Genomic DNA, 15,636 nt, shown 5'->3' with positions numbered 1-15,636 from the left:
GCCATGCCCACCTTCACCGCATCCGACGGCACCCGGCTCGCCTACCACGTCGTGGGGGAGGGCGAGCCCCTCATCTGCCTGCCCGGCGGGCCCATGCGCGCCTCCGCCTACCTCGGCGATCTCGGCGGGCTCTCGAAGCGGCGCCGCCTTGTGCTGCTCGACCTGCGCGGCACGGGCGACTCCGGCGTCCCGGCGGACCCGTCCACGTACCGCTGCGACCGGCAGGTCGGCGACGTCGAGGCGCTCCGCGTCCACCTCGGCCTGGAGAGCGTTGATCTGCTCGCGCACTCGGCGGCCGGTGACCTCGCGCTGCTCTACGCGGCCAGGTTCCCCCGGCGCGTCCGCACCCTCACGATGGTCACCGCCCGCGCACGCGCCCTAGGCGTCGACTTCACCACGGAGCACCGACTCGAAGCGGCCGCCCTGCGCGCGGACGAACCGTGGTTCGCCTCCGCGCGTGAGGCGTACGGACGGGTCTGGGACGGCACCGCGACCGACGCCGACTTCGACGCGGCGGTGCCGTTCTTCTACGGGCGCTGGGACGCGGCCGCCGAGGCGCACGCCGCCGGCGAGGTCGAGCAGACCAACGAGCAGGCGGCGGACCTCTACGCGTCCCCCGGAGCCTTCGACCCCGCCGCGGCCCGCGCCGCCCTGGCCGGGTGGGACGCGCGGGTCCTGGTCCTGTCGGGCGAGCGGGACGGCGGCCCGCTGCCCCGGGTCGCCGCCGTCATCGCGGAGCTGCTCCCCCACGCCGAACCGGTCGTCCAGGAAGGCGCGGGCCACTTCCCGTGGGTCGACGACCCCGATCGCTTCACGGAGACGGTGGCCTCGTTCCTGGGATAGCCACTGCCGTGCGTGCCGAGGGTGCCGTGCCTGCCGTGTCAAGATCGGTTCCATGATCTATCGCTGGGCGACCGAGGCCGACGCTCCCGCCATGGCCGCGCTCTTCGCCGCCAATCACCGCGACTCCCTGACGAAACACCAGCGGGACGAACAGGGCTTCGTACAAGGGGGTTTCGACGCTGCCGCACTCCGCGCCATGGCTGCCGCCGGGACGTTGCTGGTCGCCGACGACAACGGGCAGGTGGCGGGTCTCCTCGCCCTCTCCGGCCCCGACGAACTGCCCGCGCCGCCGCCGGTCGTCGGCCTGCTCGCGGCGCAGGACACGCTGCGCTGGGAGGGTCGGCCGCTGAGCGAGGTGCGCTGGCTGCTCTACGGCCCCGTGGTCGTCGACGTGGCCTACCGGGGGCGCGGGGTGGCGCGCGGCCTGTTCACCATGGCGGTCGAGGCGGCCGCGGCGCGGGCCGACGCGGTGGTCGCCTTCATCGAGTCCACGAACCGGCCCTCCTGGCGCGTCCACGTGGACGGGTTCGGTATGCGGCCCCTGGGTGAGTACGTGGTGGACGGCCGCGCCTACAGCGCCGTCGCAGCGGCGGCGCGTGCGCCGGGTGGCGCCTGAGGGAACAGGACTTGGGTCTACGGCCGCATGGTGGAAGGCGTCGCCGTCGCCAGGATCAGCGGGACGCCGTCGCAGGGCAGCAGGCGCAGCCCGTCGTGGTCCGTGCCCTTCGCCGGTCCGGCCAGTACCGCCGCGAGGTCGGGGCCCTTGCTGAGGGAGCCGACGAGGTGGCGGGGGTCCGTGGAGGCGGCGACGCGACCGCGCGCGTTCACCAGGCGGGCGGGCCCCGGGAGTCGCTGGAGCAGCGGCATGACGACGGACTCGAAGCGGCGCAGGTAGACGTCGGCGGCGGCCACCCCCATGAAGCGTCCTCCGACCGTCACGGGCGCGGAGAGCGTGAGGCTGTACTCGTCGGAGCAGAGGTAGTCGACGTAGGGGCCCGCGACGGCCCGCTGCCCGGTGTCGCGGGGGAGCGTGAACCAGTCCCAGTGGGTGTAGTCCGAGTACGCGGAGCGCTGCGGGTCCAGGTCGAGCAGCAGCGGCTGCACGGCTCCGTCCGCGGTCCGCTGCCACCACTCCAGCCACGCGGGTACGTCGTCGAGGAGGCCGGGCGCCGCGACGAAGCCGATCCCCGAGACCAGGTCGTAGCGGTCGAGCCGGGTGTGCAGCCCGGGGCGGAGCGCGGTCAGGTCGTCCGTGACCGGGCGGCGGCCCTTCGCGGCGACGGAGGAGAGCACGGACTCGATGTCCACGGCGGTGGCGCCGACGGCGTCGAAGACCCCTTCGAGCGCGTCACGGACGCGGGCGGCCGCCTCGGCTGCCGGCCGGTCGTCAAGCAGCGCCGATCCGGCGTTTGCGGGACGGGGGTTGCTGCCCATCGGGGGCCTCCTTCGGACCGGGACCGCTCGCGCCGCCGGCCGGTCCGAGGCGGAGTTCGATCAGGCGCGCCATGGAGGTCTGCACGCATTCTTCGGCCAGGGCCCTGGCGCGGTCGTCCGCCCCATCATGCACGGCCGAGATCACGGCGCGGTGACGGTCCGCGGCGTCCGCGAGGAGTCCGTCGTCGTGCAGCACGAGCCGTAGCAGCGCCCCGACTTCGGTCTGCAGAGTGACTTCTTCCCTGGTCAGACGGGCGGACTGGGCGGCGGCGGCCAGCTCGACATGGAAGCGCCCGTAGATGCGGCTGCGGGCTCCCGAGTCCTTGGCGTCCATCAACTCTCCCAAAGACCTCTGCAGTTGCCGCAGATCGGCGGGCTCCGTACGCCGGGCCGCGAGACGGGCGGCGGCGCCGGAGACGGCGGCCCAGTGGTCGGCGAGATCGCGCAGTTCCTCGGTGCTCCAGTCGGCGAGGCGGGCGAGGAGCCGGTCCTCGGCGGGGCCGTCGGGGACGGTCACGAAGCTGCCCCCGCCGCGGCCCCTGCGGGTGGTGACCAGACCGCGTTGGCGCAGCGCCATGAGGGCCTCGCGCAGGGTCACGGTGGAGACGCCGAGCTGGGCGGCGAGGTCGCTCTCGCCGGGCAGCTGCTCACCGTCGGCGAGCAGCCCGAGGTCGATGGCGTCACCGAGCCGCCGCACCACGGCGTCCACGCGGGCGAGCGTGTCGACGGGTGTGAAGACGGCTCTTCGGACGCCGGTTTTGTCTCGGTTCACGGTCACCACCTTGCCACTTGGCACAGCCTTTACCTTAGCGGGGCCTTGAAATTAGAACTATGACTTCATATGTTTACCGCCAACTCCCGACAGCACCAGAAAGGTTCCCGCCCATGGAGGGAATGGCCATCCGGCTGCAAAGCCTGCGCAAGTCCTTCGGCAGGACGGAGGCCGTGGCCGGGGTCGACCTGGAGATCGCGGACGGCGAGTTCTTCTCGATGCTGGGGCCGTCCGGCTCGGGCAAGACCACGGTGCTCCGGATGATCGCGGGCTTCGAGGCCCCGACCGCCGGAACCATCGAACTCGCGGGCGCCGACGTCACCCGCCGGGCCCCCTTCGAGCGTGACGTGCACACCGTGTTCCAGGACTACGCGCTGTTCCCGCACATGACCCTGGAGCAGAACGTCGCCTACAGCCTCAAGGTCCGCAAGGTGCCGAAGGCCGAGCGCCTCGCGCGGGCCAGGGAGGCCTTGGCGAGCGTGCAGCTCGAAGGCTTCGGCGGGCGCCGGCCCTCCCAGCTCTCCGGCGGCCAGCGTCAGCGCGTGGCCCTGGCCCGCGCCCTCGTCGGCCGCCCGAAGGTGCTGCTCCTCGACGAACCCCTGGGCGCCCTCGACCTCAAGCTCCGCGAGCAGATGCAGGTGGAACTCAAGGCGATCCAGCGCGAGATCGGCATCACGTTCGTCTTCGTCACGCACGACCAGGAGGAGGCGCTGACGATGAGCGACCGCATCGCGGTCTTCAACCAGGGGCGCGTCGAACAGGTCGGCACCCCGGCCCAGATATACGAGCGTCCCGCCACCCCCTTCGTCGCGGGGTTCGTCGGCACCTCGAACCTGCTGTCCGGCGACGCGGCGGAGCAGGTCGTGGGGGACCGGGCCACGTACAGCATCCGCCCGGAGAAGATCCACGTGCTCAAGGAGTCCGCCGCCGCCGAGCCGGAGCATGCGAGCGCGACCGGCACCGTCGCGGAGGTCGTCTATCTGGGGGACGCGACCCGGTTCCTCGTCGACCTCGACGCCGGTGGCCGGCTCACCGCACTTCAGCAGAACCTGGAGACCTCGTCCGAGGACGTGGCCGCCCTGCGCGGCTCCCGGGTCAGACTCCAGTGGCACCGGCGGCACAACTTCCAGGTACCCGAAGTGAGTTGACCCCCGGCCCGCCACGCTCCTGACGCACGCGCACGCGTCGCCGCAGACCCCGTACCACCGTTACCGCCCGCCCGTCCCCTCCCCGTGGAGATCCCCGTGCGACTGACCCGAACGTCCCGAGCGGTGGCCGCGCTCGGCGCCCTGCTCCTCGCCTCCGCCTGCGGTTCCTCGGACACTGCCGGATCCTCGCCCGGCGGCAGCGACTTCACCCCGCCGAAGCTCTCCGCGCAGAAGACCCTCGGCAAGTCGGAGGGCCAGGTCAACCTGATCGCCTGGGCCGGCTACGCCGAGGACGGCTCGAACGACCCGAAGGTCGACTGGGTCACCGACTTCGAGAAGCAGACCGGCTGCCAGGTCAACACCAAGACTGCGGGCACGTCCGACGAGATGGTCAACCTGATGAAGACCGGCCAGTACGACGCGGTCTCCGCCTCCGGCGACGCGTCGCTGCGGCTGATCGCCTCGGGTGACGCGGCCCCCGTGAACACCAAGCTGGTGCCCAACTACAAGGACGTCTTCGCCGGGCTGAAGAACCAGCAGTGGAACTCGGTCAAGGGTGTCGCCTACGGCATCCCGCACGGCCGCGGCGCCAACCTCCTCATGTACAACACCAAGAAGGTCTCCCCGGCGCCCGACTCCTGGTCCGCGGTCTTCGACAAGGCCTCCGCCCACAAGGGGAAGGTCACCGCGTACGACTCGCCGATCTACCTCGCGGACGCCGCCCTGTACCTGATGAAGTCCAAGCCGTCCCTCGGCATCAAGGACCCGTATGCCCTGGACCAGAAGCAGTTCGACGCGGCGGTCGCCCTGCTCAAGGCGCAGAACTCCAACGTCGGCGAGTACTGGAGCGACTACCTCAAGGAGGTCTCCGCGTTCAAGAGCGGCGACTCCGTCGTCGGCACCAGCTGGCAGGTGATCCTCAACACCGCCCAGGCGGAGAAGGTCCCCGTGAAGGGAGTCCTGCCCAAGGAGGGCGCCACCGGCTGGTCCGACACCTGGATGCTCTCCGCCAAGGCCAAGCACCCCAACTGCGCCTACAAGTGGATGAACTGGATCATCTCACCGAAGGCCAACGCGCAGGTCGCCGAGTACTTCGGCGAGGCGCCTGCCAACGCGAAGGCCTGTGACCTGACGGCCGACAAGAACCACTGCGCCACGTACCACGCGGCCGACGAGTCGTACTGGAAGAACGTCCACTTCTGGACCACGCCCATCGCCCAGTGCATCGACGGCCGCACGGACACCAAGTGCGTCCCGTACGCCAAGTGGGTCCAGGCCTGGACCGAGATCAAGGGCTAGGACCTGCCGCCGATGACCGACACCGCGCCTGCCGCCGGCCCCGTCCGGCGGCTCGCCGGGGCCCTGTACCGCCGCCCCCGGCTACAGCTGTCCCTGCTGCTCTCCGCACCAACGGCCTGGCTCGTCCTCGCCTATCTCGGCTCGCTCACCGTCCTGTTCCTGTCCGCGTTCTGGACCACGGACTCCTTCACCTCGAACGTCGTGAAGATCTGGAACACGGACAACTTCACCGCGCTGTTCACCACCGACGTCTACCGGCAGGTGGCCCTGCGCAGCGTAGGCGTCGCCCTCGCGGTCACCGCGCTGTGCGTACTGATCGCGTTCCCGATCGCGTTCTACACGGCCCGCATCGCGAACCCGCGGTGGCGGCCGCTCCTTGTCGTCGCCATCCTCACCCCGCTGTGGGCGAGCTACCTCGTCAAGGCGTACGCCTGGCGGCTCATCCTCGCCCAAGGCGGGCTGCTGGACTGGGCGTTGGGACCGCTCGGCCTCAAGGGGCCCGGCTACGGCCTCACCGCCACCGTCCTCGTCCTGACCTATCTGTGGCTGCCGTACATGATTCTGCCGATCCACGCCGGACTCGAACAGCTCCCGGACAGCCTCCTCGACGCCTCCGCCGACCTCGGCGCCCGCACGGGGCGCACCTTCCGCTCCGTCGTTCTGCCGATGATCCTGCCGTCCGTCGCGGCCGGTTCGGTCTTCACCTTCTCGCTCAGCCTCGGCGACTACATCGCCGTACAGATCGTCGGCGGCAAGACCCAGCTGATCGGCAACCTCATCTACTCCAACATCACCCTCGACCTGCCGCTCGCCGCCGCGCTCGGCACCGTGCCCGTGGTGATCATCGTGCTCTATCTGCTCGCGGTACGCCGCACCGGAGCCCTCAGCAGCCTGTGACGCCCGGAGCCCTCCGGTTCCTCTGAAGCCCCTGACGTCCCGGGCCGCCGCCCGCCCCCGCCGACCCTCCGGATCACGCACAGCGAAGGTCCCTCCGATGAATCTCTCCCGCCCCGCGCGCATCATCCTGCGCATCGCCGCCGCGCTCGGCTTCGCGGTGATCTACGTCCCACTGCTCCTGGTTCTCGTCAACTCCCTGAACCCGGACCGCAGTTCGGGCTGGCCTCCGCCCGGGCTCACCTTCGACTGGTGGGCCGACGCCTGGCACAGCTCCGGTGCCCGCGACGCGCTGTGGACATCGGTCAAGGCAGGGCTCGGCGCGACCGCCATCGCCCTGCTCCTCGGCACGCTCATCGCGTTCGCCTGCCAGCGCTACAGGTTCTTCGGACGCGACGCCATCTCCTTCGTCGTCGTCCTGCCGATCGCGCTGCCCGGCATCGTCACCGGCGTCGCCCTCAACACCGCCTTCCGCACGGTCCTCGAACCGCTCGGCGTGGGCCTCGGCCTGTTCACCGTCATCGTCGGCCACGCCACGTTCTGCATCGTGGTGGTCTTCAACAACGTCATCGCCCGGCTGCGGCGCATGCCGGGGTCGTACGAAGAGGCCGCGATGGACCTCGGGGCGCACAGCTTCCGCACGTATCTCGACATCACGTTCCCGCTGGTGCGCTCCGCGCTGGTCGCGGGCGGCCTGCTCGCCTTCGCCCTCTCCTTCGACGAGATCGTCGTGACGACCTTCACCGCAGGACCCGGCATCCAGACACTGCCCGTCTGGATCTTCTCGAACATGGCGCGCCCGCAGCAGGCCCCCGTCGTCAACGTCGTCGCCGCCGTCCTCGTCCTGCTGTCCGTCATCCCGATCTACCTCGCCCAGCGTCTGTCCTCGGACACCGCGTCCGGGAGCCGGATCTGACTCGGGCACCGCGGGCACCCGTTGCCCGCTCGGGAAGGCGCATCGTCCGGCCGTGGTGTTCGATTGCGGTGTGAGGTACAACAAGCCGCCGGACGATCCTCTCGCCGCGCTCCTGGACCGCGTCCGCATCCGGCTGCGCGACCTCACGGAGGGCGAGCCGGCCTCGTACATCCCGGAGCTGAGCAGGGCCGATCCGGACCTGTTCGGACTGAGCCTGTGTGCGCTCGACGGGCAGGTCTACAGCTGCGGCGACAGCGAGGTGCCGTTCACCGTCCAGTCCGTGTCCAAGCCCTTCGTCTTCGCGCTCGCACTCGCCGACCAGGGCCTGGAGGACGTCCTGGCGCGCGTGGGCGCCGAACCGAGCGGCGAGGGGTTCAGCTCGATCCGCCTCGAACCCGGCACCGGACGTCCGCCCAACCCGATGGTCAACGCCGGTGCCATCGTGACCAGTTCGCTGGTGGCCGGAGCGAACCCCGACGAGCGCTTCGCCCGCATCCTGGCCGGCCTGGGAGCCTTCGCAGGCCGGGACCTGACCGTCGACGACGCGGTGTTCGCCTCCGAGCGCGCCACCGGTGACCGCAACCGCGCCCTCGCCTACCTCATGCACAACGCGGGATCGCTCACCGGCGACGTGGAGCAGCAGCTCGCGGTCTACTTCCGTCAGTGCTCCGTGCTCGTGACCTGCGACGACCTCGCCGTGATGCACGCGACCCTGGCCGGCGGCGGCACCAATCCGCTCACCGGCGAACGGGTCGTCGCCTCCCGCCACGCCCAGCACGTCCTCGCCGTCATGGCCACCTGCGGGATGTACGACGCCTCCGGGCAGTGGATGCTGCGTGTGGGCCTGCCGGCGAAGAGCGGAGTCTCGGGCGGGATCGGCGTGGCGCTGCCCGGCCAGTTCGGCATCGGCGTGTTCAGCCCGCCCCTGGACGAGAAGGGCAACAGCGTCCGCGCCATCGCCGCCTGCCACCTCCTGTCGGAACAGTTCGGGCTGCACCTGATGCGCGCCACCGGCAGCAGCGGCCGTCCGCTGCCGCCGCGCTCCCTCGACCCGGGCCCACTGCGCTCGCTGCGGCACCGCCCGCGCGACCAGCGCGCCGCACTCGACGAACGACCCGACCGCATCCGCGTCCACGTCCTCCAGGGCGACCTGGACTTCGCCACCGCCGAACAGACCCTGCGCGCGGCCCGGGACCTCCCGAAGGCCGCCCGCTGGTTCGTCCTGGACCTCGCGCGGGTCGGCCGCATCGAACCCGTCGCCGCCGACCTTCTGCGCGCCCTCGGCCACGACCTGCGCGAACGCGGGATCCGCATGGTGATCGCCGACCCGTCGGCGCGCCCCGTCACGCACACCAAGGACGAGTTCGCCGACCTCGGACGCGCCATCGAATCCTGCGAGGACGAACTCCTGACCGACCTCGGACTCGACCCCTCCGCGCCCGTTCCCCTGACGGACAGCGACCTGTTCGGGAGAGCCGGCGAGCAGGCCGCGAAGGCCGTCTCCGACTGCTTCGGCACCATGTCCCTGTCCGCAGGCCGGACCGTCGAGCCACCCCGCGCGGAGCCGGTGGTCCTCTGGTACGTGGAGTCGGGGCGCCTGGCCGTGTGCGCCCACACCTCACGGCCCACACCCGCGGGCCGCACCTGGTCCGCGGGGCCCGGCGCGGCCCTCACGCCCGCCGACTTCCACGCCCGTCTGGGCCAGCGCGTCATGGCCGAGGAGGACTCGGTGTGCCGCACCCTGACCGCCGCCGGACTGCTGCGCCTGCGCACGGCCGTCCCCGCGGCGGCGGCCTTCCTGGAGCGCAGCCCGCTCGACGGGGCGGAGACGGTGGACCGGCCCGAGGGGGCCTGAGCTGAACGGCGGTGCGCCCGAAGCCGCCCGCCGCCCCGCCGTCAGCTGTCGACCGTAGTGTCGGTCCAGCCGGACGTCGTCGACGCCATGACCGATGCCATCGGCACGATCACCGCGGATCGCGCCGTAGCAGCCGAGCGGGCTTGTCCGGGCGCCTTCTTCGACCTTCACCTGAGGTGCCGGGACAGCCGCCTCCTGTCCGGGCCGTCCCCGCGCTTCCCCGAGATCGAGTTCGTGCCCTGCCAGGCCGGAGGCGAAGCCGGGGAGGTCGGTCAGGCGGGACGGTCAGGAACGCTGGTCGCCGGACTGCTCGGCGCGCTGCGCGTTCCGCTCCTTGATACGGACGGCTTCCGTGCGCACCGCGGCCTGGGTGGCACGCTCCTGCTGGAGCCACTCGGGGCTCTCGGTCTTCAGCGCCTCGATCTGCTCCGTGGTGAGCGCCTCGGTGATCCCGCCACGGGCGAGACCCGAGATCGAGATGCCGAGCTTGGACGCGACGACGGGCCGGGGGTGCGGGCCGTTGCGCCGCAGCTCCTGGAGCCACTCGGGCGGATCGGCCTGCAGCGCGTTGAGCTCGCTGCGCGAGACGACACCCTCCTGGAACTCGGCGGGGGTGGCCTCGAGGTACACACCCAGCTTCTTGGCCGCGGTCGCGGGCTTCATGGTCTGGGTGGTCTGGTGCGACGTCATGGTGTCAAGGGTATCGACTGTGTGCGATACCTCCGACCACGACCGGTAACCTGGCGGAGTGACAGGCTCGGATGTATCCCCTTCGTTCCGGCTCGCGTATGTCCCGGGAGTGACGCCCACCAAGTGGGTGCGGATCTGGAACGAGCGGCTGCCCGGCGTTCCGCTGACCCTCGTCGCTACGCCCGCCGGCGAGGCATCCGACGTATTGCGGGACCGTGGGGCGGACGCCGGCGTCGTGCGATTGCCGGTGGACCGGACCGTGCTCAGCGCGATCCCCCTCTACACCGAGACGACCGTGGTGGTGATCCCCAAGGATCACGTCGTGGCCGCGGTCGACGAGGTGTCCCTGGAGGATCTGGCCGACGAGACCGTGCTGCACCCCCTCGACGACACCCTCGTCTGGGAGCAGCTTCCCGGTGAGCCCGCGTTCGAGCGCCCGGAGACGACGGCGGACGCCGTCGAGCTGGTGGCCGCCGGGATCGGTGTGCTGGTGGTCCCGCAGTCGCTCGCCCGCCTGCACCACCGCAAGGACCTCACCTACCGGCCGGTGACCGACGCCCCCGAGTCCCAGGTCGCGCTGTCGTGGCCGGAGGACGAGACCACCGATCTGGTGGAGGAGTTCATCGGCATCGTCCGCGGGCGGACGGTCAACAGCTCACGCGGCCGTACGGCGACCCCGCCGCAGCCCAAGGCCGCGCGTACCGACAAGAGCGGGTCGGCGCGGCAGAAGCCGGCCGCTGGGAAGAACCCGCGGAGCGGCGGCGCCAAGGGCGGTGCCAAGGGCGGGACCAAACCCGGGCCGAAGGGCGCTGCAAAGGGCGGCCCCAAGGGTGGTTCCAAGGGCGGTGCCAAGCGCGGAAAGCCGCGCCGCAGGCCGTAGTCGCGACGGCGTCCGCGGGCACGGATATTCCGTTGCCCCGTACGGCTTCCGGGCGTGATGATCCCTGAATGGCTTCGACTCCGAATCCTTCCGACGGCCGTGCCGGAATCACCGCCGCACTCGTGGAGCGGTTGATCGCCGCCCAGTTCCCCCAGTGGAGCGGCCTCCCTGTGACACCGGTGGAGGCCGACGGCTGGGACAACAGGACATACCGCCTGGGTGACGCGATGACGGCCCGCCTGCCCACCGGCGAGGGCTACGTTCCAGCGGTCGCCAAGGAGAACGAGTGGCTGCCGCGGCTCGCGCCGTCACTGCCCGTAGCCGTCCCGCCCGTCCTGGCCCAGGGCGAGCCCGGCCAGGGATACCCCTTCCCGTGGTCCGTGCGCGGCTGGCTGCACGGAGAGACGGCGGCGCACGGTCGCATCGACGACATGGCGCAGTTCGCGGTCTCGGTGGCCGAGTTCGTCCTCGCGCTGCAACGCTGCGACACCGCCGGGGGACCGTCGGCCGGAAAGCACAGCTGGTACCGGGGCGCGTCGCTCACCCACTACCACGACGAGACCCGCCGCTGCCTCACGGCGCTGGAGGGTCGTGTCGACACGCGCCGGGCGGCCGCCGTGTGGGAGGCGGCGCTCGCGGCGCGGTGGCAGGGGGCGCCGGTGTGGTTCCACGGAGACATCGCCACGGGCAACCTGCTCGTCGCCGAGGGCAAACTCACGGCCGTCATCGACTTCGGCACCTCGGGCGTCGGCGACCCCGCCTGCGACCTGGTGATCGCCTGGGGCATGTTCTCCGGAGACAGCCGCGAGGCCTTCCGGCGCACGGTCGCCCAGGACGCCGGCACATGGGCCCGAGCCCGCGGCTGGTCTCTGTGGAAGTCCCTGCTGGTCATGTCGGAGTCCCTCGCCACCGACCCGGGGCGCGCCGCGTCCAACCACCACGTGATCAACGAAGTCCTGGACGACCATGACCGGTTCGGCGGAGCCGGTAACTGACGTGCTGCGCGCGGTCGCTGACGTCCTGCAGGAGGTCGTGCGGCTCGACTGCTCAACTCTGTTCTCCGACCGGGCAGTTCACCACGCGGCTCGGTCCGGCGCCGCGGCCTGCGGTGGGGGTGGCCTTCGGGGAGAGGTTCCGCAGCTTGGACACGTCGACGGAGTCGTCCTTCGACGGAGTCGCGGTCGGTACCGGCCGGTTGTAGTCCGTGAGCGTCATCGTCGTCTTCAGATCGCCCATCTTCTCGGTGGCACGCACGAGCCGGTGCGGATCCTTCGCGGTGATGAACAGGACGACTTCACTGCCGTCGTTCCTGCCACTCACCGGCACGACGTCCGTGCCGTCCACCTTGGTCTCCTTGCCCTTGGTCAGCTTCTCCGGGGGCGCGCCTGAGGGGCCGCCGTCCACCTGGGCCTGGAAGGCGTTCAAGTCGCATGTGTCGCCCAGGCTCTTGAGCATTCCGTCGTTCGAGCTGCCGTGCACATAGCGCCCGTTGACGAGCTGGGCCGCAATCTCGCCGGCGTCGCCGGTGACCTGGGACTTCCAGAACGTGGTGTCGGGTTTCATCCACAACTCGTCGCCGCGTTTGATGAATTCGACGCTGCCGCCCTTGGCGCCGCCCGTGCCCATCGTCAGTGATCCGGCGCAGTTGCCCTCCTGGTCCAGGGTGAGATCGAGGGCCGCGGGGGACTGGGCGTCGGCGGGTCCCGTGGAGTTGTTCTTCAGGAGTACATGGAGGGACTTCGCGTCCAGCAGTTCCTTCTTCGCGTCGTCGGCGAGCTGCTGCGCGCTCAGCTTCGACGCATCGCCCCCGTCGTCCGCGAAGGCGGGAACTCCCGCGAGAGCGGTCACGCAGGCGACGGCGGCGCTCACCGGGACGAGTGCGGCCTTGCGATGCCTCGACACACACGACTGCATGGCGTCACCTCGCGAACGGGACCACCCATACGTTGAACGCCACTAAATTGTACATTTAGGACTGATGGTCGTCGCGGCGGCGGTACGCTGCGCCCCATGGACGGGACGGGTGGGGTGTGCGGGGCCGACGGAGTGGAGATCATCGCCTTCCTGGACGCCGAGGCGTTCGAGAGCTGGCTCGGCGAGCACCACACACGGCAGGAAGGTGTGTGGGTCAAGGTCGCCAAGAAGAGGTCCGGCATCCCGTCCGTCACCGACGACGAGCTGGTGGACATCGGGCTGTGCTGGGGCTGGATCTCCGGCCTGCGGCGCTCCCTCGACGAGCGGTACTACCTCCAGCGGTACGTGCCGCGCCGGGCCAGGAGCCTGTGGTCCCGGGTGAACGTCGACAAGGTCGCGATGCTGACCGCCGCCGGCCGGATGCGCGAGCCCGGTCTCGCCGAGGTGCGCAGGGCGCAGGAGGACGGGCGGTGGGTCGCAGCGTACGAGTCGCAGAAGACGGCGACGGTGCCACCCGACCTCGCCGCGGCGCTCGACGCGGAGCCCGAGGCCAGGAAGGCGTTCGACGCACTCGACAGGTCCGGGCGCTACCAGACGATCCTGCCGCTGCTCCAGGCCCTCACTCCCGAGGCCCGGCGCGCTCGGCTCCGAAGGGCCGTCGGCAAACTGCTCGACGGCTAGCCCGACTTCGTTGCCGGACCCCTCACTTCGCGCGGTCGCCTGGTGCGCCCCGCGCCCCATGACGAGACCGCCGGGCGGACCTGGTGGATTCAAGGCCCGCCCGGCGGCGGCAGGTCACGTCACACGTGGTGGCGTGTCAGCAGCTCAGGTTGTCGCCCGGTGTGGTGCCCAGGATCTGGACGAACGCCTTGTACCGGTCGATGCGGCTCTGGACCTGGCCGGGGTTGCCGCCGTTGCACTCCAGGCTGCCGTTGATGGAGCGGATCGTCTCGCCGAAGCCGGCGCCGTTCACCATGGCGTTGTGCGGCGTCATGGTGCCGGGGCCGCTCTGCGTGTTCCAGTACCAAAGGCCCGTCTTCCAGGCCACGGCCGCGTCCTGCTCCACGAGGTACGGGTTGTGGAGGAGGTCGATGCCGAGCGCGTCGCCCGCGGCCTTGTAGTTGAAGTTCCAGCTGAGCTGGATCGGGCCGCGGCCGTAGTACGCGGCGGTGCCCGCCGGGCAGCCGTAGGACTGACTGCTGTCGCAGTAGTGCGGGTAGTTGGCGGTGTTCTGCTCGACGATGTACACCAGACCGCCGGTCTCATGGCTGACATTGGCCAGGAACGCCGCGGCCTCCTGGCGCTTGACCGTGTCGCTGCCGGTGTTGGCGAAGCCGGGGTAGGCGCTGAGCGCGGCGGTCAGCCCGCTGTAGGTGTAGAACGGATTCCGGTTCGGGAACATCTGGTTGAACTGGGCCTCGCTGACGACGAAGCCGGACGGCGCGGGGTCACCCGGGTTCGTCTCGCCACCGCCACAGGCGCCCTGGTCCGCCCAGACGTCGGAGGTGCCCGGGGTCTCGTTCTGGGTCCACCACTTGGCGTTCCAGTTGTGCCCGTTGTAGGAGGCCGACCCGCCGCCCGTGTAGACGGACGAGGAGTTCCAGGGTGCGGCGCACTCGGCCGCCGATGCCGTGGTGGCCGGGCCGATGACGACCACGGCACCGACCGCGGCCAGGGTGGCGACAAGACTCGTGACGCGTTTGATCATGCCAACGCTCCTTCGGCGCGACGCGAGTTGGGGAGCCCGGCGCCGCCATGGGGGGTGCCGGTCACTCAAGCGAACCTGGTCTGGACCTGTCAAGGTCTAGACCAAAAATGGCCGCGGTGATGGTGAGGTTTCGGCCTAGGCTGCCGCGCGGCAGCAACCCGTACCGAAGGAGCAGGATGTTCGCGATATCGCTGGGTGACGACAGAGTCGAGCTGCGGCCACTGGAGCCGTGGAACGCCGCGGAGTTCCTCGCCCACATGGACCGCGGCCGCGAGCACATCGGTCGGTTCGTTGAACTTCCTGACCACGTAACGGACTTGGCGTCCGCCACCGTGTTCCTCCAGCGCTACGCGGACAAGACCGCCACCGACTCCGGTCGCCTCTACGGCATCTGGGCCGACGGCACGCTCGTCGGCGGCGTGATGTTCCGGCTCTTCGACACCGCCGCCGGGAACTGCGAGGCCGGCTGCTGGCTGGAGGCGACGATGGTCGGGCGGGGGATCGTCACGCGCGCGATACGGGTCCTCCTCGACTGGGCTTTCGACGTGCGGGGCATGCACCGGGTCGACTGGGTGGCGCGAGCCGACAACACCGCCAGCCTCAATGTGGCCAGGCGCCTCGGCATGACCCGCGACGCGGCGCTGCGGGAGAGCTACCTGTACCGGGGCGTCCGGCATGACGAGGAGGTCTGGTCGGTCCTGGCCCCGGACTGGGGCAAGCTCAGGGGCGCCTCGGCGAGGTAGTCCCCGGTCTCCTGATCTGTGGGAACGCGGGCACGTCAGGGTGGTCCACGTCACCCTGACGCGAGGAGGCGTATGGGATGCGTCAAGGCCGCGCACCCCGCCGTATGGGAGGCGTCAAGGGCGGGCGATTCCGGTCCTGAACGGGGGTTTCCTCTAAGCGTCAGTTCAATTCCGAACCTCATTCAGGAGCTCACGATGGCCGACGTGGCCTTCGTCGTCACCACGATCGCGGTCTTCGCGCTGGTGGCTCTCATCGCCAAGGGGGTCGCAAAGCTGTGACTGCCGAAAACATCGTCGGCCTGATCGTGGCCGTCGCCCTCCTTGGCTATCTGGTCCTCGCCCTCATCTACCCGGAGAGGTTCTGAGCACCGATATGAGCCCCGTACTCGCTGGTGTGCTCCAGCTCCTCGCCCTGATAGTGGCGCTCGGCCTGGCCTACCGTCCTCTGGGTGACTACATGGCCCGGGTCTATTCCTCCGACAAGCACCTGCGTGTGGAGAAGTGGATCTACAAGGGCATCGGCGCCAATCCGAACACCGA

Annotated in this window: 18 protein-coding genes; 13 read left to right on the top strand and 5 right to left on the bottom strand. The window is 70.5% G+C overall.

Annotated features, from left to right (window positions below; genetic code table 11):
• The first annotated feature begins 3 nt into the window (after positions 1 to 3).
• Positions 4 to 843, top strand: a complete 840-nt coding sequence (locus ACWFR4_RS24005) for an alpha/beta fold hydrolase (protein WP_453460320.1) — start codon at positions 4 to 6, stop codon at positions 841 to 843.
• A 52-nt stretch (positions 844 to 895) separates the two neighbouring features.
• A complete protein-coding gene (locus ACWFR4_RS24000; protein WP_453654408.1) occupies positions 896 to 1,459 on the top strand; it encodes a GNAT family N-acetyltransferase in 564 nt (187 codons plus the stop codon).
• A gap of 17 nt (positions 1,460 to 1,476) precedes the next feature.
• Here the strand turns inward: ACWFR4_RS24000 and ACWFR4_RS23995 are convergent, their stop codons facing one another.
• Both ACWFR4_RS23995 and ACWFR4_RS23990 read right to left on the bottom strand, forming a co-directional pair.
• The gene (locus ACWFR4_RS23995; RefSeq protein ID WP_453460315.1) at positions 1,477 to 2,277 is read right to left on the bottom strand and encodes a cache domain-containing protein; all 801 of its coding nucleotides are present in this window, start codon (positions 2,275 to 2,277) and stop codon (positions 1,477 to 1,479) included.
• Positions 2,231 to 3,055 (bottom strand): FadR/GntR family transcriptional regulator, encoded by an 825-nt coding sequence (locus tag ACWFR4_RS23990; RefSeq protein WP_453460312.1) that lies wholly within the window; start codon positions 3,053 to 3,055, stop codon positions 2,231 to 2,233. The genes ACWFR4_RS23995 and ACWFR4_RS23990 overlap by 47 nt, the downstream gene beginning before the upstream one ends.
• A gap of 107 nt (positions 3,056 to 3,162) precedes the next feature.
• Here ACWFR4_RS23990 and ACWFR4_RS23985 point away from each other — a divergent pair, with 107 nt between their 5' ends.
• The 5 genes from ACWFR4_RS23985 to glsA all read left to right on the top strand — a co-directional run bounded on the left by ACWFR4_RS23985 (position 3,163) and on the right by glsA (position 9,161).
• Positions 3,163 to 4,197: an ABC transporter ATP-binding protein gene (locus ACWFR4_RS23985; protein WP_453460309.1), complete on the top strand. Its 1,035-nt coding sequence runs from the start codon at positions 3,163 to 3,165 to the stop codon at positions 4,195 to 4,197.
• 96 nt (positions 4,198 to 4,293) lie between these two features.
• Positions 4,294 to 5,496, top strand: a complete 1,203-nt coding sequence (locus ACWFR4_RS23980; RefSeq protein ID WP_453460306.1) for an ABC transporter substrate-binding protein — start codon at positions 4,294 to 4,296, stop codon at positions 5,494 to 5,496.
• Between the two features lie 12 nt (positions 5,497 to 5,508).
• Positions 5,509 to 6,393: an ABC transporter permease gene (locus ACWFR4_RS23975; protein WP_453460303.1), complete on the top strand. Its 885-nt coding sequence runs from the start codon at positions 5,509 to 5,511 to the stop codon at positions 6,391 to 6,393.
• Positions 6,394 to 6,490: 97 nt separating this feature from the next.
• Entirely contained in the window at positions 6,491 to 7,306 is an 816-nt protein-coding gene (locus ACWFR4_RS23970) for an ABC transporter permease (RefSeq protein WP_453460300.1), read from the top strand.
• A 70-nt stretch (positions 7,307 to 7,376) separates the two neighbouring features.
• Entirely contained in the window at positions 7,377 to 9,161 is a 1,785-nt protein-coding gene (glsA, locus tag ACWFR4_RS23965; protein WP_453460298.1) for a glutaminase A, read from the top strand.
• Between the two features lie 285 nt (positions 9,162 to 9,446).
• On the opposite strand, the gene ACWFR4_RS23960 is transcribed toward glsA, so the two are convergent.
• Entirely contained in the window at positions 9,447 to 9,851 is a 405-nt protein-coding gene (locus ACWFR4_RS23960; protein ID WP_453460295.1) for a DUF5997 family protein, read from the bottom strand.
• A 58-nt stretch (positions 9,852 to 9,909) separates the two neighbouring features.
• Here ACWFR4_RS23960 and ACWFR4_RS23955 point away from each other — a divergent pair, with 58 nt between their 5' ends.
• Both ACWFR4_RS23955 and ACWFR4_RS23950 read left to right on the top strand, forming a co-directional pair.
• Positions 9,910 to 10,731, top strand: coding sequence for a LysR family substrate-binding domain-containing protein (locus ACWFR4_RS23955; RefSeq protein WP_453460293.1), 822 nt, complete (start codon positions 9,910 to 9,912; stop codon positions 10,729 to 10,731).
• 68 nt (positions 10,732 to 10,799) lie between these two features.
• Entirely contained in the window at positions 10,800 to 11,726 is a 927-nt protein-coding gene (locus tag ACWFR4_RS23950; RefSeq protein ID WP_453460291.1) for an aminoglycoside phosphotransferase family protein, read from the top strand.
• 52 nt (positions 11,727 to 11,778) lie between these two features.
• On the opposite strand, the gene ACWFR4_RS23945 is transcribed toward ACWFR4_RS23950, so the two are convergent.
• Positions 11,779 to 12,645: a hypothetical protein gene (locus ACWFR4_RS23945; protein WP_453460288.1), complete on the bottom strand. Its 867-nt coding sequence runs from the start codon at positions 12,643 to 12,645 to the stop codon at positions 11,779 to 11,781.
• 96 nt (positions 12,646 to 12,741) lie between these two features.
• Between ACWFR4_RS23945 and ACWFR4_RS23940 the strand changes: the two genes are divergently transcribed.
• Positions 12,742 to 13,326 (top strand): YdeI/OmpD-associated family protein, encoded by a 585-nt coding sequence (locus ACWFR4_RS23940; protein WP_453460285.1) that lies wholly within the window; start codon positions 12,742 to 12,744, stop codon positions 13,324 to 13,326.
• Positions 13,327 to 13,462: 136 nt separating this feature from the next.
• Here ACWFR4_RS23940 and ACWFR4_RS23935 read toward each other — a convergent pair whose 3' ends face one another.
• Positions 13,463 to 14,353 (bottom strand): glycoside hydrolase family 19 protein, encoded by an 891-nt coding sequence (locus ACWFR4_RS23935; protein WP_389528178.1) that lies wholly within the window; start codon positions 14,351 to 14,353, stop codon positions 13,463 to 13,465.
• A 176-nt stretch (positions 14,354 to 14,529) separates the two neighbouring features.
• Between ACWFR4_RS23935 and ACWFR4_RS23930 the strand changes: the two genes are divergently transcribed.
• The 3 genes from ACWFR4_RS23930 to kdpF all read left to right on the top strand — a co-directional run bounded on the left by ACWFR4_RS23930 (position 14,530) and on the right by kdpF (position 15,461).
• Positions 14,530 to 15,096 carry a GNAT family N-acetyltransferase gene (locus ACWFR4_RS23930; protein WP_453460282.1) on the top strand — a complete coding sequence of 189 codons (567 nt, stop codon included), beginning with the start codon at positions 14,530 to 14,532 and terminating at the stop codon, positions 15,094 to 15,096.
• Positions 15,097 to 15,168: 72 nt separating this feature from the next.
• Positions 15,169 to 15,375, top strand: coding sequence for a hypothetical protein (locus ACWFR4_RS23925; RefSeq protein WP_453460280.1), 207 nt, complete (start codon positions 15,169 to 15,171; stop codon positions 15,373 to 15,375).
• On the top strand, positions 15,372 to 15,461 hold the full coding sequence (gene kdpF / locus ACWFR4_RS23920) for a K(+)-transporting ATPase subunit F (protein WP_018536030.1): 90 nt from the start codon (positions 15,372 to 15,374) through the stop codon (positions 15,459 to 15,461). Before ACWFR4_RS23925 ends, kdpF begins: the two co-directional genes overlap by 4 nt.
• The last annotated feature ends 175 nt before the right edge of the window (positions 15,462 to 15,636 follow it).

The organism is Streptomyces sp. NPDC055140 (assembly GCF_053607285.1).
Note: the sequence above shows the minus strand (reverse complement) of the source record. Positions and strands in the feature narration are given on the sequence as shown.